This window comes from Campylobacter concisus, assembly GCF_002913715.1.
In the GTDB taxonomy this organism is placed as follows: domain Bacteria; phylum Campylobacterota; class Campylobacteria; order Campylobacterales; family Campylobacteraceae; genus Campylobacter_A; species Campylobacter_A concisus_AG.
This window is the reverse complement of the sequence record NZ_PPCE01000009.1, coordinates 219,269-245,303: the sequence shown is the minus strand read 5'-3', so window position 1 is coordinate 245,303 and position 26,035 is coordinate 219,269. Positions and strand designations below refer to the sequence as shown.

Annotated in this window: 24 protein-coding genes, 1 tRNA gene and 1 pseudogene; 14 read left to right on the top strand and 12 right to left on the bottom strand. The window is 35.5% G+C overall.

Annotation, left to right across the window (positions count from 1 at the left end; all coding sequences use genetic code 11):
* Positions 1–132: 132 nt before the first annotated feature.
* The 3 genes and pseudogenes from cas2 to csx2 form a co-directional block, all read right to left on the bottom strand.
* Complete coding sequence (gene cas2, locus CYO92_RS05180; protein WP_103588916.1) at positions 133–408, bottom strand: CRISPR-associated endonuclease Cas2; 276 nt, start codon at positions 406–408, stop codon at positions 133–135.
* Positions 408–2,642 carry a CRISPR-associated endonuclease Cas1 gene (gene cas1, locus CYO92_RS05175; RefSeq protein WP_103588915.1) on the bottom strand — a complete coding sequence of 745 codons (2,235 nt, stop codon included), beginning with the start codon at positions 2,640–2,642 and terminating at the stop codon, positions 408–410. Before cas1 ends, cas2 begins: the two co-directional genes overlap by 1 nt.
* A 577-nt stretch (positions 2,643–3,219) precedes the next feature.
* A pseudogene (gene csx2 / locus CYO92_RS09645) lies at positions 3,220–3,876 on the bottom strand (TIGR02221 family CRISPR-associated protein); the annotation flags it as partial.
* A gap of 180 nt (positions 3,877–4,056) precedes the next feature.
* Between csx2 and csx20 the strand changes: the two are divergent.
* The 13 genes from csx20 to CYO92_RS05105 all read left to right on the top strand — a co-directional run bounded on the left by csx20 (position 4,057) and on the right by CYO92_RS05105 (position 14,970).
* The gene (gene csx20, locus CYO92_RS05165) at positions 4,057–4,449 is read left to right on the top strand and encodes a CRISPR-associated protein Csx20 (protein ID WP_219808119.1); all 393 of its coding nucleotides are present in this window, start codon (positions 4,057–4,059) and stop codon (positions 4,447–4,449) included.
* The gene (cas6, locus tag CYO92_RS05160) at positions 4,446–5,282 is read left to right on the top strand and encodes a CRISPR system precrRNA processing endoribonuclease RAMP protein Cas6 (protein ID WP_103589606.1); all 837 of its coding nucleotides are present in this window, start codon (positions 4,446–4,448) and stop codon (positions 5,280–5,282) included. Before csx20 ends, cas6 begins: the two co-directional genes overlap by 4 nt.
* A complete protein-coding gene (gene cas10, locus CYO92_RS05155) occupies positions 5,269–6,777 on the top strand; it encodes a type III-A CRISPR-associated protein Cas10/Csm1 (RefSeq protein ID WP_103588911.1) in 1,509 nt (502 codons plus the stop codon). The genes cas6 and cas10 overlap by 14 nt, the downstream gene beginning before the upstream one ends.
* Complete coding sequence (gene csm2, locus CYO92_RS05150; protein ID WP_103588910.1) at positions 6,774–7,181, top strand: type III-A CRISPR-associated protein Csm2; 408 nt, start codon at positions 6,774–6,776, stop codon at positions 7,179–7,181. The genes cas10 and csm2 overlap by 4 nt, the downstream gene beginning before the upstream one ends.
* A 9-nt stretch (positions 7,182–7,190) precedes the next feature.
* Positions 7,191–7,829 (top strand): type III-A CRISPR-associated RAMP protein Csm3, encoded by a 639-nt coding sequence (gene csm3 / locus CYO92_RS05145; protein WP_103588909.1) that lies wholly within the window; start codon positions 7,191–7,193, stop codon positions 7,827–7,829.
* Positions 7,829–8,713 (top strand): type III-A CRISPR-associated RAMP protein Csm4, encoded by an 885-nt coding sequence (gene csm4 / locus CYO92_RS05140; protein WP_103588908.1) that lies wholly within the window; start codon positions 7,829–7,831, stop codon positions 8,711–8,713. Before csm3 ends, csm4 begins: the two co-directional genes overlap by 1 nt.
* Positions 8,706–9,746, top strand: coding sequence for an RAMP superfamily CRISPR-associated protein (locus CYO92_RS05135; protein ID WP_103588907.1), 1,041 nt, complete (start codon positions 8,706–8,708; stop codon positions 9,744–9,746). The genes csm4 and CYO92_RS05135 overlap by 8 nt, the downstream gene beginning before the upstream one ends.
* A gap of 94 nt (positions 9,747–9,840) precedes the next feature.
* Positions 9,841–11,055, top strand: coding sequence for an ATP-binding protein (locus tag CYO92_RS05130; protein WP_103588906.1), 1,215 nt, complete (start codon positions 9,841–9,843; stop codon positions 11,053–11,055).
* A 3-nt stretch (positions 11,056–11,058) separates the two neighbouring features.
* On the top strand, positions 11,059–12,201 hold the full coding sequence (locus CYO92_RS05125) for a tyrosine-type recombinase/integrase (protein WP_103588905.1): 1,143 nt from the start codon (positions 11,059–11,061) through the stop codon (positions 12,199–12,201).
* Positions 12,191–12,928: a hypothetical protein gene (locus tag CYO92_RS05120; RefSeq protein WP_103588904.1), complete on the top strand. Its 738-nt coding sequence runs from the start codon at positions 12,191–12,193 to the stop codon at positions 12,926–12,928. The genes CYO92_RS05125 and CYO92_RS05120 overlap by 11 nt, the downstream gene beginning before the upstream one ends.
* Positions 12,929–13,024: 96 nt before the next feature.
* A complete protein-coding gene (locus CYO92_RS05115; protein ID WP_084041712.1) occupies positions 13,025–13,222 on the top strand; it encodes a helix-turn-helix domain-containing protein in 198 nt (65 codons plus the stop codon).
* Between the two features lie 4 nt (positions 13,223–13,226).
* Positions 13,227–13,535, top strand: coding sequence for a plasmid mobilization protein (locus CYO92_RS09340; protein WP_180997849.1), 309 nt, complete (start codon positions 13,227–13,229; stop codon positions 13,533–13,535).
* A 1-nt stretch (position 13,536) separates the two neighbouring features.
* The gene (locus CYO92_RS05105; RefSeq protein ID WP_103588903.1) at positions 13,537–14,970 is read left to right on the top strand and encodes a relaxase/mobilization nuclease domain-containing protein; all 1,434 of its coding nucleotides are present in this window, start codon (positions 13,537–13,539) and stop codon (positions 14,968–14,970) included.
* A 537-nt stretch (positions 14,971–15,507) separates the two neighbouring features.
* Here CYO92_RS05105 and CYO92_RS05100 read toward each other — a convergent pair.
* From CYO92_RS05100 to CYO92_RS05075, 6 genes are all read right to left on the bottom strand, one after another.
* Positions 15,508–15,583, bottom strand: a tRNA-Phe gene (locus CYO92_RS05100).
* 162 nt (positions 15,584–15,745) lie between these two features.
* Positions 15,746–16,522, bottom strand: coding sequence for an energy transducer TonB (locus tag CYO92_RS05095; protein ID WP_103588902.1), 777 nt, complete (start codon positions 16,520–16,522; stop codon positions 15,746–15,748).
* Positions 16,497–16,880 (bottom strand): TonB system transport protein ExbD, encoded by a 384-nt coding sequence (gene exbD / locus CYO92_RS05090; protein ID WP_072593836.1) that lies wholly within the window; start codon positions 16,878–16,880, stop codon positions 16,497–16,499. The genes CYO92_RS05095 and exbD overlap by 26 nt, the downstream gene beginning before the upstream one ends.
* On the bottom strand, positions 16,867–17,295 hold the full coding sequence (gene exbB, locus CYO92_RS05085; RefSeq protein WP_054196205.1) for a TonB-system energizer ExbB: 429 nt from the start codon (positions 17,293–17,295) through the stop codon (positions 16,867–16,869). Before exbB ends, exbD begins: the two co-directional genes overlap by 14 nt.
* Before the next feature lie 138 nt (positions 17,296–17,433).
* A complete protein-coding gene (gene waaF, locus CYO92_RS05080) occupies positions 17,434–18,378 on the bottom strand; it encodes a lipopolysaccharide heptosyltransferase II (RefSeq protein WP_103588901.1) in 945 nt (314 codons plus the stop codon).
* Entirely contained in the window at positions 18,375–19,418 is a 1,044-nt protein-coding gene (locus CYO92_RS05075) for a glycosyltransferase family 4 protein (RefSeq protein ID WP_103588900.1), read from the bottom strand. Before CYO92_RS05075 ends, waaF begins: the two co-directional genes overlap by 4 nt.
* A gap of 119 nt (positions 19,419–19,537) precedes the next feature.
* On the opposite strand from CYO92_RS05075, the gene polA reads away from it, so the two are divergent.
* Positions 19,538–22,174 carry a DNA polymerase I gene (gene polA / locus CYO92_RS05070; RefSeq protein WP_103588899.1) on the top strand — a complete coding sequence of 879 codons (2,637 nt, stop codon included), beginning with the start codon at positions 19,538–19,540 and terminating at the stop codon, positions 22,172–22,174.
* Between the two features lie 75 nt (positions 22,175–22,249).
* On the opposite strand, the gene CYO92_RS05065 is transcribed toward polA, so the two are convergent.
* The 3 genes from CYO92_RS05065 to CYO92_RS05055 all read right to left on the bottom strand — a co-directional run bounded on the left by CYO92_RS05065 (position 22,250) and on the right by CYO92_RS05055 (position 25,973).
* Positions 22,250–22,648 carry a DUF2809 domain-containing protein gene (locus CYO92_RS05065; protein WP_103589114.1) on the bottom strand — a complete coding sequence of 133 codons (399 nt, stop codon included), beginning with the start codon at positions 22,646–22,648 and terminating at the stop codon, positions 22,250–22,252.
* A gap of 377 nt (positions 22,649–23,025) precedes the next feature.
* Positions 23,026–24,114, bottom strand: a complete 1,089-nt coding sequence (gene dapE, locus CYO92_RS05060) for a succinyl-diaminopimelate desuccinylase (RefSeq protein WP_103588898.1) — start codon at positions 24,112–24,114, stop codon at positions 23,026–23,028.
* An 8-nt stretch (positions 24,115–24,122) separates the two neighbouring features.
* The gene (locus CYO92_RS05055; RefSeq protein ID WP_258033827.1) at positions 24,123–25,973 is read right to left on the bottom strand and encodes an EAL domain-containing protein; all 1,851 of its coding nucleotides are present in this window, start codon (positions 25,971–25,973) and stop codon (positions 24,123–24,125) included.
* Between the last annotated feature and the right edge of the window lie 62 nt (positions 25,974–26,035).

Here is a 26,035-nt window from a genome sequence, read left to right as displayed (position 1 = left end):
AATGTATGAGAGATATTTTGAAAAAACTAGATTTGCGAACCTATTTCGCGAGATTTTAGCCAAAAAGGGTCAAATTTCAGCTAAAAAAGTTCGCAAATCAAAAATCCAAAAGAAAATTAAGAACTACATAAGTTAGACAAAGAGCTCTTGCGCCTCAAAGATACCTTTTTTATCGCATAGCTCAAAGCTTTTTCCCACGCAGTTTTCGCATAGTCTATAAAATCTCAAGCTATCTGTTTTGACATTTAGCAAAGCTTTGGCGGACTTTATCAGTTTTTTGAGCTTGGCTTCATTTAGCTCGCACTCAAAGACGCTAAAATTTACGCGGTAGCCGATGCCTTCAAGGATGTCTGAGAGCTTTTTGCGATTTTTATCGCTTTGTATGTCATAGGCTATTACAAATTTCATTAGAATTTCCCTACAAAAGGTCTATAGCTTTTGCTCTCGCCGTTTATGAAGCGAGCTAGGTCGTAGCACTCTTGCATGATTATGTTTTCGCATTTGCATGACTCCTTTTTCCACATAGTGTAGCTGCCGAGTTTTTCTTTCATGTTTTGGGCTATGAGCTTTTTGGAAGCGTCGGTGAGAAGCCCTTCTTTGTTTAGTGAGATGGGCTCATCTTTGTTTAGCATCGAGACTATGACTCTATCTACCATAAATGTCCTAAACTGCTCTATCATGTCAAAGACTAGGGTCGGCTTTGTGCTGTCAAGCGCATGTAAAAATGAGATATGTAGGCTAAGGCCTGCTAGATATAGGCACTCTTGAACCTTGGAGTAAAGTATGGCGTAGGCGTAATTTAGTGAGGAATTTACGATATCTTTGGCACCAAATGTTATGCGCTTTTCAAATTCTAGCGGTAATATGCTCTTTATGCCGTCCCAGTAAATGGCAGTAGCCGAGCCCTCAAATCCCATGAGCTCGTTTGTGTTTTTGACATATTTTAGCTTTCTTACAAGGATGTTTTCTAGTTTTAGGATGTTTGGAGTTAGAAATTTATGGTATTTATTTAGGTATTTTAGATAGTTGGTTTGGTTTCTTATCTTTGCCTCGACAAAAGAGGTGGCGAGATATAGCTGGGCTGGTGTGTTGAGGAGCATGGCTTGTTTGTGTGCTGTCTGTGTAGAGGTGCTATTGTAGGCTAGTAAGGTAGCGTATGGGACGTAGTGCTTGTCTATGAAATCGATGTGGATCTTTTCTCTTGCGCAGCGCCATATCACTGCAGAAGATAGTGAGATATGCTCGCTATCAACGATGATGCGGGAAATTTTAGAGATGGGAAATTCTTTATAAATTTTGCCGTATTGCTTTATGGTAAATTTATTTTTGCTAAGGCCTAGATAGACACCTATTTGGTTGATATGAAGCGTAGAATCCGAGGCGATCTTGGTGGCGTAGAAATTTCTCTTTTGGTTTATCTTGCGGGGCTCGTTTTCGTAGCTTTTTTGAGATAGGTATTTGTCATAGCCTTTTGTTATGGCTAGTGTTATCTTGTCTTTTATCTCGTTTTGACCAAACAATACTCCAAAGTCGATCTTTTCAAGATAGAGGGTGAACTCTTTTTTTGAATTTATACTTTTGTTTCGTTTGTATAGGGCGATCTTTTGGGCTAAAGAGTCTATAAGATGCTCTTTTATCTGCATTATCTGCGGTGAGTTTGGCAGTATGATCTTTAGATAGTAGTTTTTAAGCGTAAGCAAGATAACGTTTATCTCATCGATATAGTCTATGAAATTTGACTTTTCTTTGCTTGCGGAGTGTAAATTTGAGATAATCTTTTGAATTTTGTCGTTATCTACACAGCGGTTTTTACCAAAGAAATGAACGCCTAAGAAGACAAAACCGTCGTTTATGTTTACGACTTTTGTTTTTTCTTTGTTGAGAGATAAATTTAGCAGTTTTAAAAAGTCATCTAGCTTTTTCTCAAATTCTAAAGCTTCGTCTTTTTCTGCAAAACATACGATAAAGTCATCTGCGTATCTGACAAATTTATCCGTAGTCTTGTTTATAAATCTATCCATCAAATCAAGATAGATGTTTGATAGCATAGGAGATAGGATATCGCCTTGGTTTACACCTACTTTGTGCTCTTTGAAGTCGCGCTTTAAAAATCCGCCGGTTTTTAAAAAGAGAGAGATAAGGCTTATGATCTTTGTGTCTTTTATATGTTTTTGCAAAATTTGTAGTAGCTTTGAGTGGTCTATCGACTCGAAAAAGTCTTTTACGTCGGCTTTTAGTATCCAACAGTCATTTTCGTTTATGAAGCTACTGGCTCTGTTTATGGCTTTGTAGGTGGATTTGTGCGGGCGGTAGGCGTAGGAATTTGATAAAAATGTCTCGTCGAAGTATGGACTAAGCTCTGAGTATAAAACCCTTTGAATTAGTTTGTCTTTTATAGAGGATATGCCTATGGGTCTTACACCGTTGTGGTTTTCCTTGGGAATGGTTATCTTTTTTAGTGGCTCTAGCGCATAGGTGCCATTTATCAATGAATGTATGAGATGAGCTGCGTTTTGGCTAAAATTTTTCTTAAAATCTGCATATGAGATCTCGTCTAAACCCAAAGAATTTGCAGAAATTTCGTCAAATGCGGAGCTTAAAGCACTTTTTGTAAAAATCTGCTCTAAGCTCTTGTTAAACATTTTAGTTTTTACCTTTAAATAGAGGTCTGAGTTTTTCTATATAAAGTGGTAGATTATCGACTGCTTGTTTTACGTCAATATTTGTATGTCTGCCATCTTTGTCTAATGCATGGGCTACGTAGTTGCGTATATTGGCAATTCTATAATAAGTCTCTATCAAATCGTCTTTGGCGTGAGATTTTTTAAAAGATTCTCTTCTTTTGTTTAGTATATTTTTAGCCTCTTGTCTCTCGTCCTGATCTTTGGCGTCTAGTTTATGGTCTTCAGCTACTGCGCTTATGACGGCTTCACTTAGCATAACGTAGCTTAGAGCGTGATTTTGATTTTCGCAGTACCACCTAGCCATGCGGTATTGAAGTAGTGAAAGAGAATCTACATCTAGCATTTTTATAAATTTCTCTAAGTCGTCACTGATAAGATTGTAAATTTTGTTTTTGCTCTCTTTAAAAAACGAAATTTCAGTTTTTAAATTTGAGGTTGCACTCTTTAGGCTCATTATATCGGACATATTAAGCGCATTTGTAAAATTTTCAAATCTATTGGCTTTTTTACCCTCGTCTTGTTTTAAAAGCGTGAGTACCTCTTTTGCGTTTCCATATGTCTTAAGCTCTCTTATGGCCTTTGACCATCTAAGAAGCTTAAAAAACATAGCTAAATTTACAATAGGTGTTATGCCGTTGTTTTCGCCAGAGTACTCAAGCATACCATAATATACGCCTTGTATATTTAGCTCTTTGCCTGAAGTGTTTGAGATAAACTCACTCATTGTAAAACTCATTAATGAAAGCGATCGAAAAGAGTGTGTGATGTCTAGGTGTATCTCGTCGTTTGGTTCTAAATTTGTAGATATTTGTAGAAATTTATCAAAATTCCCCCATAGTTCGGTCTCATCTTTTCCATACTCTATTATGAAGCATTTTGAGCCATTTGTGCCTAGTTTTTTGTCTATTGCAGTTTCTATTTGTGGAATAAATTTATCTAGATTATTGTTTTCTTTGGCTTCATAAATGTCTAAAATGATCTGTTCATCCCCTCCAAATTCTTCAAATACTGCTTCCCAAATGGACTTTTGAGTTCCTACTAGAAATAGCTTGTCAATTTTGAGATGTTCGCACAAAGCTTTGGCAATAAATTTTTCACCTTCATAAACTTTTTTATCAATCTCATAGTTTGCTACACTGTAACCTTTGTTTTTGTTTCCTGTGCCTATTGAGCTGATTAGTATTTTTGCCATTTTGTACTCCTTTTTAATTTTTATTGAATTGTTTAATTCTAACCAAAAAGATAAAAAACTTTGTATAAAAAAATGTATAAAAAAGAGAAAAAATAATAGTTGTTAAACAAAAAACTAAAAATCATAAACATTTGTTTCAAAATAATATATAATAGGACAACTAAAAAATCGAGCGCTAAAGTGAATAATAAAACTAATATGATCTTGATCTTTTCTCACGAGCTAACGACAACTCAAATAGATGATGCAAGAAAGAGCCTTGGCGTAAGCGATTTTATAAAAATGCCTAAAGCACTACAAGACAAATGGTCAAACATACCTCCTGAACTATCAAATTTGGGTAAATTTATAGCTGAGTTTAAAAATTTTATAAAAACAAATGCAAAAATAGGCGATGTAGCATTAGTACAAGGCGACTTTGGTGCTACGTATAGCATTGTGAATTTTTGTAAAAAAAATGGCATAAAAACTATTTACGCCACAACAAAAAGAACTATAAAAGAAAGTACGGTGGGTGATAAGGTTGTAAAAAACTCTATTTTTGAGCATGTTAAATTTAGGGAGTTTAGATGAGGTATGCCGAGCTTAGAGTGAAATTTGAGCCGTCACAAAAGCCGCCATTTTTTATCGGCTCGCAGGTGCGAGGAGCCTTTGGATATGCGCTAAAAAGCGTAAGCTGTATAAATCACGCCCATAAGTGCGACGAGTGCTTTGCAAATGAGAGCTGTTTATACTACGACTTTTATGAAAAGAAAAATAGCTACCATAGATATAGGCTGGACTTTGAGCTAGGGGCTAAAGAGTATGACTTTGGCATAGTTTTGCTAGAAAGTGCGTGTGAAAAACTACCATATATCGCCTCTGCGGCATATATGATGCTAAAGAAATATGGCCTTGGCAAAGATAGGCTTAGTTACGAGAAATTTGATATGTTTGTAAACGGCGAGACGTGCTTGGCGGAGGATAAAATAAGCCTACCTAAAGAGTACGTGAGAGAATTTAGCTTTGATGGTGACGGAGGCGATGTCAGGGTCAAATTTATAACTCCGCTTAGGATAAAAAAAGATAATGTTTTTTTAAAAAATGACAATATAAGTCTAAGAGATATACTAAACTCCATCTACCAAAGAAGGCTTAGCCTCTTTGGACAAGATCATGAGGCGCTAGCATGCGAGATAAAGGGCGAGATAACTAAAAAAGACCTAAAATACGTGGAGCTAACTAGGCGTAGCAATAGACAAAACACTACTATGAATTTTGGCGGCTTGGTGGGGTCTTTGGAGATAAGAGGCGTTAGTAAAGAGTGTATGGAGCTACTACAGCTAGGTGAGATAATAGGCGTAGGCAAGCAGACTGTTTTTGGACTAGGGAAAATAGAAACGGAGGATATGAATGAGCAAATTTAGCAGTTATTTTAATGATGAGTTTGTCTCTTTGGAGCAAGGATACAAGAGCATAGATGAAATATTGCAAGATAGGATGTTTTTAATAGGCGGGGATTTTTACGGGATACAAAAATTTATATTTGACAACCTAGGCTCAAAAAATGCGGCTAAGGTTCTGAGGGCAAAGTCTGCATTCTGCGAGCTTTTCATGATGGTCTTGGCTAAATTTATCTGCCAAAAACTGGGCATAGATGAAAAATGTATCTTATCATGCACGGCTGGTAAATTTGAGATACTATCCCCTAAATTTGATGAAGCTGTTTTTAAAGAGATAAAAGGCGTTATAAATGCTTATTTTATAAAAAATTTCTTTGGCGTTAGCGGTGTTAGCCTATCTTGCGTGGAGTGCGAAAGGGCTGACTTTACGGAGCCTAAGCGATATAAAGAGCTAAGGGATAAGATCAGCAAGGCTGTGGAGCTAGAGAAATTTAAAAAGTTAAATTTAAAAGAGCAAGAACCGGTGCTTTCATACGACAAGGGCATAACAAATCAAACTCTTTGCAGGATCTGCAATATAAGAAAGATAGCTCACGACAAAGATAAATGCGAAATTTGTGCCGCCTTTGTACGTCTTGGCGAAAAGCTAGCTGGCGATAGTAAGAAGATAAATAGCAAAGATATAGGCATAGACTTTATGGATGTGGATCTTGAGATAAGTGAAAATATAAGATCATACGTCGCTAAAAATGCGGGCAGCATAGTGGATTTTGAAGATCTGGCTAAAAAATCACGCGGAGATAATGCGATCGCTGTGATAAAAGCCGACGTGGATAATATGGGGAATTTCATAAAATATAGCGATGTTACGCAAAGCTTTGCAAATTTTGACACATTTTCAAAGGGGATAAATAACTTTTTCTCTTTATATGTGCCAAGAAAGATGAAAGAGAAATTTGAAAATAGCTACACGGTCTTTGCGGGAGGAGATGATCTGCTGATAGTTGGTAGCTATGACCAGATGATAGAGCTTGCCGTTTTTGTAAGGCAAGAGTTTATAAAATTTATAAAGACAAAGGATCTAAGTATCTCTTTTGGTATTGTTTTAGCAAAACCGTCCACGCCGATAAGCTTTCTAGCGCAAACTAGCGAAAAGTGGCTGGAGAGCTCAAAAGAGATGAGTGGAAAAGATGCGATTAGTATCTTTGGAGAGACTGCTAAGTGGGATAGCTATTTGAGCGTCAGAAGTAAAATTTTAAGTGAATTTGAAAAATTTAATATAGACAATACGGCGTTTTTGTATAGGTTGCTCGAGCTTTGCGAGATGAGCAAAAAGGTATGCGAAGACGTAAAAAATACGATGTGGAAATCAAAGCTAAGCTATAGCTTTACTCGAAATATGCAAGGTGGCGGCGAGATGAATGAGCTACTTCTTATGCTAAACAATGTGATAGAAAACAATCCAAAGGAGAGCAAAATGGCTATTTGTGAATACATATATAAAAGGAGAGAACGATGAATGGATATAGAAGTGCCGGCGGCAACTATAATGCCGGTAATAAACCGCAAGCTGACTTTTTACCGCCGATAGTTTTGGACTACAAGAAAAATCCAAATTTGTTTGACGAAACAGCAAAGAGCGTCGCTGATCTAGTCTCTGCTAGAACAAAAGCTACTCAGATAAGAGCATTTTATGACTACATAATCGAGCTAGAGCAAAAGTCAAATAGCGAGGACTTTGGCGAAGTTTTGCCATTTGTAAAGATGCTAAATTCAAAAGCGGCTTACTCTAAGTCAAGAAAATACTCAAGTGATGAATTTGTCGAGATGATAAATAAATGTGTAGCTCAGGTAAAGACAAAAGATGATCTAAGGGTATTTAAACTCTTTTTTGAGGCCGTTATAGGCTTTGCTAAAAAATAAGGAGAGAATATGAAAATTTTAACTTTAAAGGGACAAATAGAGCTTTTAAGCGGACTTCATATAGGTGGCGGCGATGATACTATGAAGATAGGTGGCATAGACTCGCAGGTGATAAAAGATATAAACACAAGTAAGCCTTACATCCCTGGAAGCTCGCTAAAAGGTAAAATGAGAAGCTTGCTAGAATGGAATAATAGGCTGGTTGGATATGGTGAAGGAGAAGTATTTAACTCTAAAATTTTAGAAAAAGTACCAGAGCCAGATAAAAAAGCGGCACAAAATTTACTAAAAATTTTTGGCGATAAAGAGAATAAATTTGGCATTACTAGGATAAGCGTTGGGGATTGTTTGTTGTCTAGCGAGAGTGAAGGGCTAAAACTAAGCGAAGCAAAATATGAAAACGTGATCAACAGAGAAAGTGGAACTGCCGAGCATCCTCGCCAGATTGAGCGTGTGCCAGCTGGAGTGAAATTTGACCTTGTTATTAGACTAAAAGTTTTTGATGAAAAAGAGCCTTATAATGACAACGAAAACGAGCTAAAAGAGATGGTTGAGAGCGGACTTAAGCTAATACAAAACGACTATCTAGGCGGTAGCGGCTCAAGAGGTTACGGAAGGGTTGAATTTACAAATTTAAGGTGGGAATAATGACACTTTATAAAACTACCATAACACCTAGGTCAAATTTTACTACACCGTTAAAAGGTGATACCTTGTTTGGGCAAATTTGCTGGGCGATCAGATACGCACTTGGAGAAGATAGACTAAACGAGCTATTAAGCGACTATGACAAAAAGCCGTTTTTGATAGTCTCTGATGGTTTTGCTAGTGGATATTTGCCAAAGCCTAGCATGCCAAGTCACCTTTTGGGCGAAAATTTGGAGCTAAAAAAAGAAAATAGAAAGAAAATTTGGCTTAGCATGGAGGATCTGCAAAGCGGAAATTTCAAAAACGCTAAGACAAGTGGTGAGATTGGCTATGAGCTAACAAAGAATGCAACGATCAAAAACTCCATAAACTACCATACGTTTACGACTGATGAGAGCGGTAAATTTGCGCCTTATGCTTTAGTGGAGATGAAATTTAGCAGACAAGATATCTACTTTTTGCTAGATGATAAATTTAAACTTGATGAGCTAGAAAAAGCGCTTGAGGTTGTGTCTAAAAGCGGCTACGGCAAGAGAGCTAGCATAGGAAAAGGAGCGTTTGAGTATGGCGCGTTTGAAAAAGTAGCTATCAAAAAAAGCTCAAATGCCTTTATGACGCTTAGCCCTACTGTGATAGATGATGAAAATTTAAAAGAGTTTTTCTATGAGCCATTTACTAGGTTTGGCAAACATGGCGGAGGGCTTGCAAACACGAATCCTTTTAAAAGTCCTATTATAATGGCTGATAGCAGTAGCGTGGTAGTATATGATGAAATTTGCGAGAAAGAATATCTAGGAAAAGCTATAAGAGGACACTCCGCAAATGCGAACACGGTACACCAAGGATATAGCATACTAATAGCTACGGAGATAAAAAATGCGTAATGAAACTAAAACCTACAAAATAAAACTAACGCCCATAAGCCCGATACATATAGGTACTGGAGAGGCTTACGAGCCGATGAACTATGTCATAGACAAAGGCGCCGACGATAAATACTATATGTATGTTTTTGATGAATTTGAATTTGTTAAAGGGCTTGATGATAAGTCTAAAGAAGAATTTAATAAAATATCCTCAGATGCTACGGATGTGGGTATACTTAAGTTGCAAAAATTTATAAAAGAGAAGAGTTCTCTGGCCAAAAAAATATCTTACTACAAAGTACAGGCGCTAAAAAATATCACAGAAGACTATAACGAAAAAATAGGAAAAGTTGTTCAAAGAGAGGGTGGTGGTAAAAAAGTCATAAACCAACTGGTTATTGAAAAGACACTTATCTCTCCAAATTTAAAAAAAGCCATTATTCCTGGAAGCTCTTTAAAGGGTGCAATAGCGACAGCCTTTGGCGAAATGCTCTTTAAAAAGAGTAGAAGCTATGATACAAAAGAGCATTTTAGTGATTTTTTAGTATCTGATAGCGAAGTGGTAGAGTCGCATACTTTTGCTTCAGTTGCTATAAATATAAAAAGAAACAGAGAGCCAAGAGGACAAAATGGTAGTCAAGGCATACCAGTAAGATACGAGGTGATAAACTCAAAAAGCGAATTTAAAACAACGTTTACGATAAAAAACAATAAATTTGGCATTGACGAGCTAATAAAAGCCTGCAACTCTCACTATATGCCGATATTTACTTCGCAATTTGACTACGAGACAGATGAATTTACACGCGAGGCACTATCTGATAAATTTATTGAAAAATATGAAAATTTAAAACTCGCAGACAATCAATTTTTATTGAGAGTTGGTAAACATAGCAGCGCGAGGGCTGTTACTGTAGATGGCGTGAGGAAGATAAAAATAATGAAGGGTAAAGGGCAAAAACCATCTTTTGGAGATGAGGAAACCACTATATGGCTTATAAATAAACAGCCGTTTGGATGGCTGCTTTGCGAAATTTTAGAAGAGGATTGATTTTTTAAACAATGCGACGAACTTAAGCAAACCATCCTTGTAAATTTATATATATTATAGTATTATACTCCTAAATATTTAAGGATAAAATACTATGTACATCAAACGAGCCATAAGCGACGAAATAAAAGAGTATATGAAAAGCTTTCCTGTGCTTTTGATAAGCGGAGCTAGGCAGGTTGGCAAATCAACCCTTGCTTTAAATTTAGAGATACCAAACTACGTAACGCTTGACGATATAAACATATATGAATCCGCAAGAAACGATCCAAAAGGCTTTATAGAGCATTGCGATAAGCCGATAATAATAGATGAGATACAAAGAGTACCGATACTACTTGTTGCCATTAAGGAATTCGTAGATAAAAACAGAACAAACGGTCAGTTTATACTAACTGGCTCTGCAAATTTAAAAGGCTTTAAAGATATATCAGACTCACTTGCTGGTAGGATAGGCATAGTGGAACTATATCCGCTTTCTCAAAAAGAGCTAAGCCATAGTGATGAAAATCTGATAGATATTTTAAGTAGCGATATAGGCCATCTAGCATTTAGAAAATACGACAACGACGGCTTATCTGAGAAGATCATAAATGGCGGCTATCCAGAGATCATGAAGATCGCTTCTGAAAAATCAAAATATCTATGGTTTAGCTCATATATAAGAACATATATAGAATCAGATGCCAAAGAGATAGGCAACATAAGAAATATGGATAAATTTATCACTATGTACCGCCTATGTATGCTAAGAAGCGGCAACATCTTTAACAAAAATGAGCTATGCTTGGAGTCTGGGCTTGATAATAAGACGTTTGATAGCTATTTTAGCGTACTAGAGCATACCTATCAGATTCAAAAGCTGCAACCGTATTTTAACAATGCCCTAAAAAGACTTATAAAAACTCCTAAAATTTTTGCTACTGACACCGGAGTACTATCGCATCTGCTACAAATTTCATCACCAAATGAGCTTGCTAGCTCGCCATACAAAGGCGCAATATATGAAACATTTGTATTTGACGAACTTCTAAAAGCAAATACCAGTAGTAAAAAACGAGCAAATATATACTACTATAGAACGAGTGATCAAAAAGAGATTGATTTTATACTTGAGATATCCGGTAAAGTCATAGCGGTAGAGGTCAAATCCTCAAAAACTATCAGCAAAGATGACTTTAAACATATCTACCACTTAAAAGAAAATTTACAAAGTAAATTTGATAAAGGCATAGTTTTTTATGCTGGAGATACGGCTATGAAGCTAGATGAAGATATGTTTGCTTTGCCGTTTGGTTTTATGGGGTGAGAGATGGCTATAGTAAAGAGTGATTATGAAAAAGTAGATACTGGGCTTTTTATCAACAAACTAAAGCCAAATGTCTTTTTATTAAGAAAAGTTATAGGAAGCAAGTATTTTACAAAAGTGCTTACGCTAGATACTCGTAGTGGATGGAGCAAGAGAGAGTATAAAAATGAAGCCAAAAAAGAGCTTGTAAAGTGGTTAGATGGCGTAAGTAAGCAGTTAAAGGGGCTGAAATTTAAAGATACTACCAAGGTTAATGATTTGTTTGAGCTGTGGAAAGGCAAAAAAGATATCAACAAAAAGTCCGTCGCTAGCGACATCGCTTTTTATGAGACCTATTTACAAGACAGTATCGGCAAAGAGATCGTAGTAGACGTTATAGCAGCCCAAATAGACAATCTTATCCATAATCTAATGCACGATGGAAAATTTAATAAAACAATAGGAAAAGTGCAGGTATTATCAAAGCGCACAGCATATGATAATACAAGGCGAATTTTAGGAGAGATGTTTGACATAGCGCTTCGCAATCAGCTGATAGCGGTAAATCCTTGCGCTCTGCTAACTAAAATAGCTAAAACGACCAGAAAAACAATAGTAAAAGATGCTGTTGGTAAATTTTATAAGCTAAAAACGGCTATTTTGGAGCTCTATAAAGACGATCCGTTTTGGAGAGGATTTTTCTTGTTTTGTTTGTATGGTAGACGAAAAGGAGAAGTAGCCAGCCTAAAATGGGAAAATGTCGATCTAGAAAATGACGTATATTATTTAATAGATACTAAAAATGGAAACGACTATAAAAAGCCGCTTCCTTTTCTTGTAAAAGAGGCCATAATGCAAATACCTGCAGATAGAAGAAGTCTAGTATTTGCAAGCCCAAAAACGGGCAAAACTATTAAAAATACTGATAGACAAAAGATGAGACTAGATAAATTTGTAGGTTTTGATGATTTTAAACTGCATGGTACTAGGCATATAAGCGGTTCGGCACTCGAAGAGCTTGGCGCAAATAGTGATATTATTAAAGATCATTTAACTCACAAAAGAGATGGTGTTACATATAAAAATTACGTAACTTACGATACTTATATAAATAGCTACAAGGCACTTGAGCTATTAGAGAGCATAAAGGAAGATTATGAATTTTGATGATATTATAAATTTTACCTATGATCCTGAGAATGCTTTTTCACAGTTAACATCAAACTTAATACTACATATATCCGAATTTTTTATTAACGAAAAATTTTTTATAAGTGCTTTTTATGTATATGAAGTTATTAACAATGCACAACTTCAAATAATGGATATTTTTAAAAATTTTATAGTCGTAGAAAAAGTTGATAAAGACAAATTAGACGACCTTGGTTCAGCACAGTTTATATACTTTGAAGAGGATGATTCTTACTGCACTATTGATCCTCGCCAAACAGTAGAAAACATGGAAAAAGTTAAGGGTATGTTTGGTGGAGACATTGAAGTATTGAAATTATCCCCATATCTTACAAATCAAGATATTTTTATTAAAGAATTGGCATGGCACACGTTTTTGTATATAGTAACAAAGCTTAACAGCATCCTATATTCCAAGAATCAATATTTTAAAGATTTCTTTGATGCAGTTGATATACTGAGGAAGCAAAATTTTCCATTTGGTGATCACGATGAAAAATACAAAGATTGCTTTTCTAAAAATTATGAGAAATATATAACAATTATAAACGGAATACTTAAGCAAATATCAGAATTTAGAAATTTAAAAATATCTCAAGAAATTAAACGAAATACATATATAGTAGCTTTAAATAATGCAATAGATTACACTTTTGAGGAAAATAACTTAGAGTTTGAGAAAAATATTTTAATCAAAGTCTGATAAAAGCGCAAAAATTTGAAACAATTTGGCCATTCTTTGTGCTTTTAAATTTTTGATTTTTACTATGATGTCCGAAAAAAATAACAAGGATATCATATGAATAATCCTATAAAACAAAATCGTTGGCTAACGCCGAAGGATGTTGTACAAGAGTATGGAATAAGCATAAATACTCAAGCAAAATATCGTATGAGAGGCTTAATACCGTTTTCTAAAATAAATAAGATCATAAGATACGATAGAACCAAGCTAGATGAATGGTTTGAGTACCACGCTATTGAGGTAAAGAGATAGTGTTATGAGACAACCAAACCATACCTGTAAGATATCAGTACGTTTCAGTGAAGACCAAAAGAACAATATTGAGTTAAATGCTGCAATGGCTGGCATTACTGTCTCTAGCTATATAAGAAATGCCGTATCTAGTTCTAAGCCGCCCATTCATAAATTTGATAGAGCTATGATGGTAAAAATATCAAAGATAGGCAACAATTTAAATCAGATTGCAAGGTATGTTAATTTAAACAAAAGCATAGATCAAATTGTCTTAAAACACATAATATCTATTGATAATGACCTGAATGGATTGTTAAGCAAGACTAAGTAGCATGCTTATTAAGTTTTTTAAAACCAATAGCGGTGGTGGTGAATCAGGCATAGACTATCTACTAAACAGTAGAGTTGCCGATAAAACAGCCTATGTCATAAAAGGAAATGAGCATGTTACTAGACAGATTATAAATAATATTGAGAATAGACAAAAAACTTGTATTGGATGTTTGTCGTTTGAAGAAGACAATATTGATAAAAATATAAAAAAAGAGTTAATACGCGAATTTGAAAGAATACTGTTTGGTATGTACAAAGAAAGATTCAACATTCTTTGGGTTGAGCATATAGACAAAGGAAGGCTGGAACTAAATTTTGTTATTCCAAAAATAGACTTGAAAAGTGGTCTAGCATTTAATCCGTATTATCATAAAGCAGATATGCCATTAATAGACAGTTGGCAAAACTATACAAATTTAAGATATAACTTCTCAGACCCAAAAGACCCAGCTAAGAGCCATATACTTCAAGGCCAAAGAAAAGAGCTTAGCCTAATCAAAGACTATATTGAGCTTGAAAGAATATTAATAGATAAGTTCATAAATCAAGAATTTACTTGCAGGAGCGACATATTAAAAGCATTTAACGACAGCAATATAGAAATAACTAGGGTTGGAGGAGACTATGTTAGTGTAAAGCTTCCAAATTCAAAGAAGGCAAGAAGATTTAAAGGAGATATGTTTAATGAAAAATTTACAAGCATTGAGGCAATGGAGCAACTCAGAAGTAAAGCAGATGCAAGAGCAGCAGAATTTAAAGATACAAGAGATTTATCAAGAAATGAAAATGATGCAAGAGTCGTATCAAAGCGAGAAAAAGAGCTTGATAGACTCAAATCAGCTTGTATTAAACAAGTTCAAAAAAGAGATCGATGGCTTAAAAGTCAAGCTGAAAGAGAACCTAAACAAAACAAAGGCTTTCAAGATCATATCACTGATACTATTGGTGATAATAATAGTTATAACAACATGGTTGATAAAAACAAAAATAGAGATATCGTCTTTAGAAAAAGAGAACAAAGGGATGAAGCGTTATATAGAAAAATATATAAATGGCGACAACTAAAAAATAAAATCACAATTTTTAATAAAAGGATAGATAATGACACTATTAGAGCAAACATTATTAATAGAGTTAGAAGAAAAAGAGAGACAAGAGAGCGAGAAAATGGAACTTTTATGTCAATTATTACAGGTGTGCAATGTATTGTCAAACAAGTTGAGTCCATTATCTCAGGAATTAAAAACATTCGAATACGAGTTGCAGGACTTAAGAGCCTCCATGCAAAAACAGAGCGAGGCATTGATGAAATTGTCGCAAGACGCCGAAACATAATAAATCAATATAATCAAAAATCTCAGTCACAATATCAAATATCACAAAAGACAGAAAACAAAATTTCTCAGAAAACTGCCGAAATTGATTTCCTATAATGGTCTTGCATTTTATTTGCAAGACCATTTTGCACACAAATAACCACATAAGTAATATTACTCCAAGATTCAATCTTTATAATACATTAGTATCTTATTCCAGTAGTATTAAATTTTTTTATAAAATAATAAAAAATAATATCTTAACGCTAAAATTTAAATGCCTAAATGGGGTTTTAGGGGCAACCCCTAACGAGGTTTTTGTCTGCATGTCAGACAAAAAGTATCCTCGCCCATGCAAAAAAGTTTTTATTTTTTTTACTGTATTCTCTATGCATCAAAATAAAAAGTTAGGACCTGTGTAATAATTTGGCATTTGCTATAACTAGACTAGAAAAACATTATTGAAAATGTTAAGCTTTTTGAAATGTTTGATTTTAACAAAAAATATTTTTAAAAATTTTATTTTTTATCATCTGTTTCGCTGGGTATTGATTTTTTCTAAGTAGAAAATGGACTAATAAATGGCACCCAAGATGGCACCCGGCCAAACCTTAAAGCTTCGAAATATCGATAAAATAGGGATTAGTAAAGAAATGGTGGTTAGAGGCAGAATCGAACTGCCGACACGCAGATTTTCAGTCTACTGCTCTACCGACTGAGCTATCCAACCACTCGTTAAATAAAGTCAGATTATACATGTTTAATATTTAAAGCAAGTTTAAAATACACACTTTTTTAAATAAAATAAGTTATGTTTTTCTATTTTGACTTGAAATATAAAAGAAATTCTACATAACAGATAATAAATTACAAGCTTAAATAAGCTTGTAATTTATTTTAGTGTATATGAAATAGGAAAGCGCAGATAACGATCTTGTTTAGGCTTTGGAAACTCAGAACTTGCTCTTTGAATATTTTCTAAAGCGCCATTATCAAGCGACTCAAAACCAGAGCTTTTACTAACTTTAAGTTCATCTATGCTGCCGTCTTGCTTAAGTAAAAACCTAACTTCTACAATACCTTGATGCTTCATACGCCTTGCATTATTTGGGTAACTTTTATGCCTCTTAACTGCAATTATAACCTTCGTAAAATCTTCATCACCTTGCGAATTTGATAAATTTAGCTCAGGTGTTACATTTTGGACTGGAGCTGCAGCGATAGACTTGTTATTGGCTGGCAAATTTGTATTTACACTAGCTGGCGGTACAATAGGCTGCACTGGCTGAGCAATTACCGGTTCAGGCTTGGGCTCTATTTTTTTCTCTTTTTTAGGCTCTACCTTTTTTATTTCACGCTTTGGTTTCTCCACTTTTTTAGGTTCAGGTTTTGGTTCTGGCTTTGGCTCAGGTTTTGGAGGCTCTGGTGGTGGCGGTGGAGCTGGTGGAGTTGGCTCTGGGATAAGCATTTGCTCTGCCATTTGAGGTGCTGAGACTTGTGGCACTGGAGTAAATGAATTAAGAGCTATTTTTATCGGTTTTTGCTCACCTATTTTTATCTCATCAAAATCATGTGAAAGCAAAAAATATACTGCTGCTCCATGCACTATAAGCGAAACAGCTAAGCCGCTGTAATTTGAAATTTTATTCAGAGATTGTTTGGATTGCAAAATTTTCGTGGCCCTTCTCTTTTAATATATCAATTACTTTGACAAAGCTATCAAATTTCGAATTTTTATCGCTTTTTAGTTCGATCAATGTCTTTATATCAACCGCATTTAGCTTATCTTTGAGTTCGTTCTCAGAAATTTCTACATCATCTATAAAAAATTTATTATCCTTATCAATTACTACGCTTACCTTTTTATCGTCCTCTTTACTTTGCTCAGCACTGTTTGCACTTGGAAGGTCAATAGCTATCTTACCTTGAGCAATAAAAGTCGAAATACTAAGCACGATAGCAAGCAAAACAAGCATAATATCAATAAATGGGACAATATTTAACCCATCTTTTTTATTTAGACGCATTTTCAGCCTTGTATCTATTTAGCATTACATCTACTTTCCTAACAAAACCATTGTAAATCATCAACGTTGGTATCGCTACAAGTAGTCCAAAAGCAGTTGCTTTTAGCGCAAGAGAGAGGCCGACCATTATGCTTTTAGTATCGATTCCACCTGCCATACCCATATCATAAAATGTGATCATAATTCCAGCAACTGTACCAAGAAGTCCTACATATGGTGCATTTGAATAGATAATATAAAGTGTGGTTAAATTTTTGGTTAGTGCTTCTTCAAGCGATTCTATACTTTTATAGCCTTTTATATCAACGCGCGAATAAAAAATGATACGCTCAATCGTATACCAAAGTACAAAAAAACTCATAATGCCTAAAATCGCAATAATTACATGATCAATGTGATGTTTAATTAGCTCCATAATACCTTCTTAGTAAAAATTTTTGCGTGATTATAGCTATATTGATAACCAATGTCAAATGTTTAGTAAAAATGTAATCAAATAAAAACTAAAATTTTTTTTAATTATGTATGTATATATTTAATTATGTTTAGAATTTCAAAAATTTAATTTTTTTCTTAGCAGCTCTATTTCAGCAATAACTATTTTTGGCGTAAGCTCCTTCATACAGGCATGTGTTTTTATAGGACACACTCGCTTCATACATGGCATACACTCTAAATTTAAATGCACTATCTTTGCACTTTCGTCTTGCCATGGGCTAGTCTCTTTAAATTTAGTCGGTCCAAAAAGAGCCACAAGTGGCACTTTATAAGCAGCTGCGATATGCATAGGGCCACTATCATTTGTCAAAAAGATACCATTTTTTATAGAGCCTATGACCTCGCAAAGCTCTTTTATGCTCGTTTTTCCAGCCAAATTTTCACATTTCATGCCATTTTGTAAGAGTATTTGCTCGATTTTATTGCAAATTTCAAGCTCGGCTTTTGAGCCAGTAATCTTTACATCAAATTCATATTTAAAGTGCAATGCAACCTCTGCAAAATAGTGCGGATACCACCTTTTGGCACTTCCGTAGCTAGCACCTGGATTTAGCACGAGGAGCTTTTGCTCGCTTTTTTTAGCTTCATAATAAATTTTTAGTTCATTTGAAATTTCTTTTAAATTTAGGCTTTGCTTTATGAAATTTAGATATTTTTGCACCTGATGCAAGCTCTCGCTACTCTTTTTAAAACAAAATTTTTGCGTTGCTTTTAGAAAAAATAGCAAAAATTTACTAGCAAATGAGCTTCTAAGGCTAATAGCAATATCAAATTTTCCAAGCTTGCTAGCCGTTTTTATAAGACTTAAATATCTTGAGTTTTGCTTTTTACTATCGTCAATGACTACTTTTTCACACTTTGGATGTGATTTGTAAAGCTCACAGGCCACATAAGAGCCAAAAAATACAATATTTTTAGCATTTTTACTTAAATTTTCTATCGCTGCACTCGCCATCACAGCATCTCCAAGCCAAGTTGGAAGCTCTATAAACACTCTCACTTTTGCTCCAAATTTAGCACTTCGTTTATGATTTCAAGAGTTTTGCTTGCATTTTCTTCTATACTAAATTTTTGCGAAAGTAAAAATGACTTCTCTTGCAGCTCTCTCATCATGTCATTATCATTAAGCACCTGCTCCACTAGCTCCAGTATACTTTCATCATTTGGTTCACGCATAATAAAACGATTTTCTAAAATTTCAGCTGCCCCATTTTGAGCCGTTGTAAAGACAATATTTTTAAAACTAAGCGCCTCTAGAACGACATTTGAAAATGGTTCATAGTGTGTTGGAAATATAAAAATATCGCTTGCTTCATAAAATTTTGCAGTCATTTTTTGCTCACCTGTAAAAAATGCATTTATCTTTAGCTTTTTTGCTAGCTTCTTATATGAATTTAAATTTTTATCTTTGCCTACTATTAGCGCATTTACTGGCGTTTTTAGCTTTGAGACAAGAAGTAAAAAGTCCTTTGCTCCTTTTCTTTTAAAGCCATTTCCGACAAAAAGCACAATTGGTAAATTGTAATCGAGTCCAAATTCTTCGCATACGCTAAGTTTTGCTTCTCCCTTTTCTACCTTTTGTGGCAAATTTATACCGTTGTAAATGGTAACGATTTTTGACTCATCGATACCGTAAGCTGAAATAATTTGCTCTTTTATGTAGTTTGAATTTGCGATTATCTTTTTAGAATTTTTAAAGCAACGTTTTTCTAGATATGGATAGACAAAATTTAGAGGATTAACCCACCAAAATGGCTTTGTGGCACGATAAATTTTATGCACGCCATCCCCTGCTCTATAAATATCTGCGCAGCTCACTCGCTCCAAGCTAAAATATACCTCATCGCTTTGTTTCTGGCGTTTTACCTGTGCGTTAAATCTCAAAGCCTTTTTCCATGACGAGATCCTAGCCTCTCCTAGATATGAGCGTATAGATGTATCTATGCCTACGTCTTTTAGGGCTTTAGTAAGCCTTCTTAAATAGCGTTCGGCACCACCGACTGCGTTTGGATTGATACGTAAAAAAACTATTTTTTTCATGACCTCAAAGCTTTTTATTTTTGTGATTTTTTATTTGTAATGTCCGCCATAATATCAAAAATTTTTATAAATCAGCCTATTTTTTGCCTAAATTTCATAAAATTACGCAAAGGATAAAAATGAAAACACTTACGATTATTGACACTTTTGGTTTCTTTTTTAGGCTCTACTACGCCATGAGCGGACTTAAAAACCGCGAGGGCAAGCCAAGCGGTATGATTAGTGGCTTTGCAAATTTTATAGCAAGCCTCAAGGATGAATACCAAAGCGACTATCTCATCTTTGCTCTTGATAGTAAGGGCAAGACCTTACGTCACGAAATTTTAGGTGATTACAAAGCAAACAGAAACGAGCCGCCAGCTCAACTAAAAGAACAGCTTCCAGTTTGCATAGATATGATAGAAAAAATGGGACTTTACAGTCTTAGCCGCGAGGGCTACGAGGCCGATGACATCATCGCAAGTGCGGTTAAATTTTGTAAAGACAAAGATATATTTGTGCGAATAGTCACCCACGATAAGGATCTTTACCAGCTCATAGAAGACGGCAAAGTGAGCATCTACAGCCCGCAAAGTAAGATCGATCATGATAGTGCAAGCTGCTTTGAAAAGTATGGAGTTTATCCAGCACAAGTAAGGGACTTTTTAGCGATCGCAGGAGACAGCTCAGATAACATCCCAGGCGTCAAAGGCATCGGCGCAGTGGGAGCTAAGAAGCTTTTGGCAGAGTATGGAAGTTTAGAGGGAATTTATGAAAATTTGGCCCTTCTTAGAAACGAGCGTACTAAAAATATGCTGGCAGCTGCAAAAGACGAAGCATTTTTGAGCAAAAAGCTAGCCACTTTATTTGATGACGCAGTTAGTTCATTTGATCTTGAGCACTCTAAATTTCCAGAGCAAAATCCTTTAATAAATATCTCAGAAATTTTAAAAGAGTACGATCTAAACAGACTTCTTAAGAGCTTGCAAAAAGAAGAAAATGCTGAATTTAAGCTTGGCTTTAGAGCAAATTTACTCCTTGATGAGGCTAGCATTGAAAAGCTCTTATCAGGCATCACGCCAGAGACCATCGTCGCCTTTGACACCGAGACCACAGGCATTGATAGCAGGAACGCAAAGATCGTTGGATTTAGCTTTTGCTTTAACGACGAGGACGCCTACTACGTGCCAGTGGCTCACAACTACCTAGGCGCGCCAAAGCAAATAGACCTAAAATTTGCCACTTGGGCGGTAGGGCAAATTTATAAAGGCTGCGTGATCGGACAAAATTTAAAATATGACTTTGAGATCGTAAAAAACAATCTTGGTCTTAATCCTCCAGCAAATTTTAAAGATACGATGATACTTGCGTGGCTTAGCGACCCAAACTCAAGTGTCGGCATGGACGCGCTGGCAAAGAGGCTCTATGACTACGACACGATAAAATTTGAAGACGTTGTCAAAAAGGGCCAAACTTTTGGCGATGTGCCACTAGAAAATGCCGCTAAATACGCGAGTGAGGACGCTTGGATAACGCTTAAATTTTATAAAACTTTTCAAAACACGCTTGATAAAAATTTACTAGCCCTTGCCGATACGCACGAGTTTCCTTTTATCCTCACGCTTTTTGACATGGAGCAAAACGGCATCAAGATAAATGAAGCTAAGATGCAAAAGCTCATCCTTGAAAACGACACCAAACTAAAGGCGCTAACAAGTGAAATTTACGAGCTAAGCGGCGAGAATTTCAACATAAACTCAGTAAAACAGCTTGGCGTCATACTTTTTGAGCATCTAAAACTCCCAACCAAAAAGAAGACAAAAACAGGATACAGCACCGATGAGAGCGTGCTTGCTGAGCTCATAGACGCTCATCCAGTGATAGAGAAAATTTTAGCTTATCGCGAGCTATATAAACTGCAAAGCACCTACTGCGAGCCACTTTTAGCGCTTGCGAAAAAGGACGAGGGCTCGCGAATTTATACGAGCTTTTTACAAACTGGCACAAGCACTGGCAGGCTTTCAAGCAAAAATCCAAATTTACAAAATATCCCAGCTCGCGGCAGCCTCGCAAAGGACGTCAGAGAGTGCTTTGAAGCTCGCGAGGGCTATAGTTTTGTGGGGCTTGACTACAGCCAGATCGAGCTTAGACTGCTAGCTCACTTTAGCCGTGATCCTGCGCTGCTTGAGGCGTTTAAAAATGACGAGGATATCCACGCAAGGACGGCTATTAGCATATTTGGTAGCAGCGACGGGCAAAATAGAGCCGTGGCAAAGAGTATAAATTTTGGCCTAATTTACGGCATGGGCTCAAGCAAACTAGCAAATCAAGTAAATATCACAAGAGCCGAGGCAAAAGAGTACATAGAGCGCTATTTTAAGGCGTTTGCGACGATCAAAGACTTTTTGGAGAGCATAAAAATTTCAGCTAAAAATGATGGCTTTGTGCAGACATTGCTTGGCAGAAAGCGCTACTTTGACTTTAAAAGTGCTACGCCTATGCAAATAGCGATGTTTGAGCGCGAGGCGGTAAATACGGTCTTTCAAGGCTCTGCGGCAGATCTTGTCAAGATGGCTATGGTAAAAGTTAGAGCAAATTTAGATGAAAATGCAAAAATGTTGCTTCAGATCCACGACGAGCTGATCTTTGAAGTAAAAGACGAGTTTGCGCAGGAATTTGGCAGGGTGACACAAAAGACGATGGAGGAAATTTACACGCTAAACGTGCCACTTAAAACATCGCTAAATATCGCCAAAAACTGGGGTGAGCTAAAATAGATAGATAAATTTTGCTAGAGTTTTAAGATGATTAGCTCCTGCTTTATACTTAAAAAATAAAGTTGTGATTTATCGCTACATCTTTGAATTTTTATACTTTTGTAAAAAGCAAATGGTATCAGTCAAATAAGCCAGCAAGCAGCCCAAAGCGTAACATACGATGTCGCTAACGTCAAATGTTCCGCCAAAGACTATACGTATTATTAAATTATGAATATCTAAAATTTCAAACATTTTAAAGTATTGTAAAATTTCTATAAATAGCGAGAAAGCAAATATTTCAAACGCTAAAATTTTTGGTGTAGTTTTAAACACGGCTCGTCCAAATGCGTAAAGCATCACCGTAACTAGCACATCACCCAAATAATGACGCACGAAGCCACCTTTAACAAAAGCTGCGATATAAATTTCGATTGCCAAAATCACGATTGCCACGACTAAAAAGAACAATCTAACTCGCAAGCCATGTCTCATTTTCTCGTATTGAAAAGATTTGTATATTTTTCGTTTTACTTGCATTTTTTTATTTATTTGAAATTTTACTTTTTTACAAATTAGAAATGATATCCATACCATCTTTAAAGCTAGGATTGTGCTGGATATATTTTTCGCCCACAAACGTATTTATAACTTCCATCTTGTACTCGTTAAAAAGAGTATTCCATTAGGTTTTACTTGAAATGGCCAAAACCCGGCTATTTCATAAATTGTAACAGATAATAGCAATATTGCCAAATAAAAAATTTCTTAATCTTAAAATTCTTTGACAAAAATATCAATCAAAATGGCTTTTGAAAATATTTTTTAGACACTTAATAACTTTTTGGTTTAAGGATAATGAAATTTATGGATTAAAATTTTTCTATCAAATCTTTAAAAATTTCATAAAGTTTATTTACTTCGTGGGCGCTAACTCGTTCGTTTTTAGCGTGTATGCGGTCGTTTATGACGCCAAATTCTATCGCATCTACGCCAAATTCAGCAAAGTGCCTCGCATCGCTCGTGCCGCCTTTTGTGTTTAAAAGTGGCGTAACGCCGGTGATCTTTGTGACAGAAGCCATTAAATTTTTTACTATTTTGCTATCTTTATTCGTTAAAAATCTCTTTGAGCTTTGCTTTATGCTAAGCTCGTAATCAAGCCCTTTTAAGACCTCTCTAAGATAGCTCTCAACATCATTTATGTCGGTTAAATTTGAGTTTCTCACATTAAACATTATGCTAAGCTCACTTGGAGTGACGTTGCAAACTTGCATGCCACCTCTAATATCAGTTACCACAATCTTGCTTGGGCTAAAAAACTCGCTTCCAGCGTCCATATCGTGATCAGCTATTTTACTTAAAAGTGGAGCTATCAAATTTACCGGGTTTACACACTTTTCAGGATATGCCACGTGCCCTTGAACACCCTTTATCACGATCTTGCCATTTATTGAGCCACGTCTGCCAACTTTTATGCTATCACCAAATTCTTTATTGCAAGTTGGCTCAGCAACTACGCAAAATTTTGGCAAATCATTTATTTCGCGTAAATATTCAAGTGCTAAAGGCGTGCCATATGTGCCATCGCCCTCTTCGTCGCTTGTTAAGATGAGGCTTAGTTTGCCATCAAATTTTGCGTCTTTAGCAGCGCAAACAAAAGCAGCCACACCACCTTTCATATCCTGTGTGCCTCTTGCGTAGATGTAGCCATCTTTTTCTAGCGGGGTAAATGGCTCGCTATCCCAGCCCTCACCTGGAGGCACGACATCAACATGCCCAGCAAAAGCTAGATGCTCGCCGTCTCCATAAGTTTTAGAAAGTATGAGATTTTTGGTACCATTTTTTTCTATAAATTTCGCCTCAAAATCAGGCAAAAATTTAGCGATAAGTTCTAAGCTTCCAGCATCATTAGGTGTGATAGAGCGAAAGCTTAAAAGCTCTTTTAAAAAGCTAATTACCACTAAGTGCCTTATGAGCCGGCACGCTCTGGTGCACCAAAATAAAAGCCCTGGAACTCATCTACGCCGATCTCTTTACAGATTTCAAATATCTCTTTTGAATGCACATATTCAGCAATAGTTTTTATACCAAGGTCTTTTGCAAATGCCACGATCGCACTTGCGATAGAGTGTGAATCTTTATTTATGTCTATATCTTTTATAATAGAGCCATCGATCTTCACGTAGTCAGGCTTGATCTTTATAATGTAAGAAAAATTTGAATATCCTGAGCCAAAATCATCAATAGCGATCTTTGCGCCCATGCTTTTTACACGCTCGATAAAATTTGAAACTCTCTCTAAATTTTTAAGCTCTTCATCTTCAACGATCTCAAACACCACTCTACCAGCAACATTGTGCTTGTTCAATAAATTTAAAACAAGTGAGCTAACATCACCATCGATCATATCTCTACTACTTAAATTTATAGAAAGTACTAAATTCTTATCCTCTACAAGCTGCTTAAAACACTTTTTAATGAGTTGTTTCTCAAGATCAGCATAACGCTTAATACGCTTTGAGATATCTAAAAAGACATTTGGTGATATAACATCGCCTCTATCTAAAAGTCTTATCAAGCATTCGTATTTTACAGGTACCTTTTGGTCATTAACTATAGGCTGAAAATAAGGAACAATATTGTTATTTATAGTGGCGTATTGTATCAGTTTAGAGCGTTCTATTTGAGTTGCGTATTCCTCTTTTTGATTTAGCCCTTTGAAATAACAAACATAGTCTTTATCTTGCTCTTTTGCTGTTTTTAACGCTATTGTTGCTTTTCTTAGTGTTTGGTCACTATCAAGAGCAAAGCCTATTGTACTATGTATCTCGATACCTTCTATCTCTCTACCATCTTCATCAACTATACTTAGCATACGGCCTTTAAAAATTTCTATCAAATCTTCAACCATATCTTCATATCTATCGATAAAGCTATCACTATCTTCTACCAGAGCAAACCTATCTGCTTCTATACAGTAAGCTTTCATATTCTCATCTTTGGCAAATTCACTGATCAAATCAGCCATCTTGACCAAAATCTGGTCACATGCAAATTTACCGTAAAAGTCATTCATCTTGCCAAAATCGTCAATATCTATAAGCACTACTTTAGGATTTTCATAGCTATTAATATCACGCACCAATGCTGTTTTATTTAAAAGTCCAGTCATTGGATCGATATAAAGCTTTTCTCCAAGCTCTTCTATCTGTTTTTTAGTATCTATTTTTAATGCGTTATAGTTATTTTTTTCTTTTATATATTTAACCGCGTACCATATACAAGTAGACAAAGCAACTATTGCACCAATGAGGCTTAAGATGAATGTTAAAGCCATATTATTTAAAAGCCACTCAAAAAAGTACTCATCATGCGTACCAGTAATACGTTGATCAACCTTTCCTTTAAAGCCTAATATATACTCTCCAACTGGCACAAACATACAAACTTGAGCAGCATTTTCTGGCAAAATTTTTGCCCAAAAATAATCTTTTTGGAAATTATGAGCAAAGATATTTCCACAGCTTTTGTCATTAAACTCTTGATTTATTATTCTTTTATCTGAAGATGCTACGACCTTGTATCCATTTTTATTATCATCCTTTAATAAAAGAACATCACCCATAGCACTATCGTTAATGTAAGATTGGAAATTTGCGACATCATATTTGCTAACATTTTTGAAATAATCAACATATTGATATGTCAAATAATCAACTTTCTTTCGAAGATTAAAACCATTTTCAGCAGAAGCATTATTAAATTTAAAATAAAAAACTGCCAGGTTTTCGACTAAAAAAATACTTCCCAAAACAAACACTAAACCTATAATAGTTTTAGTGATGTTTAGATTTTTACCCGTTTGCTCGTCCTTGTTACTCA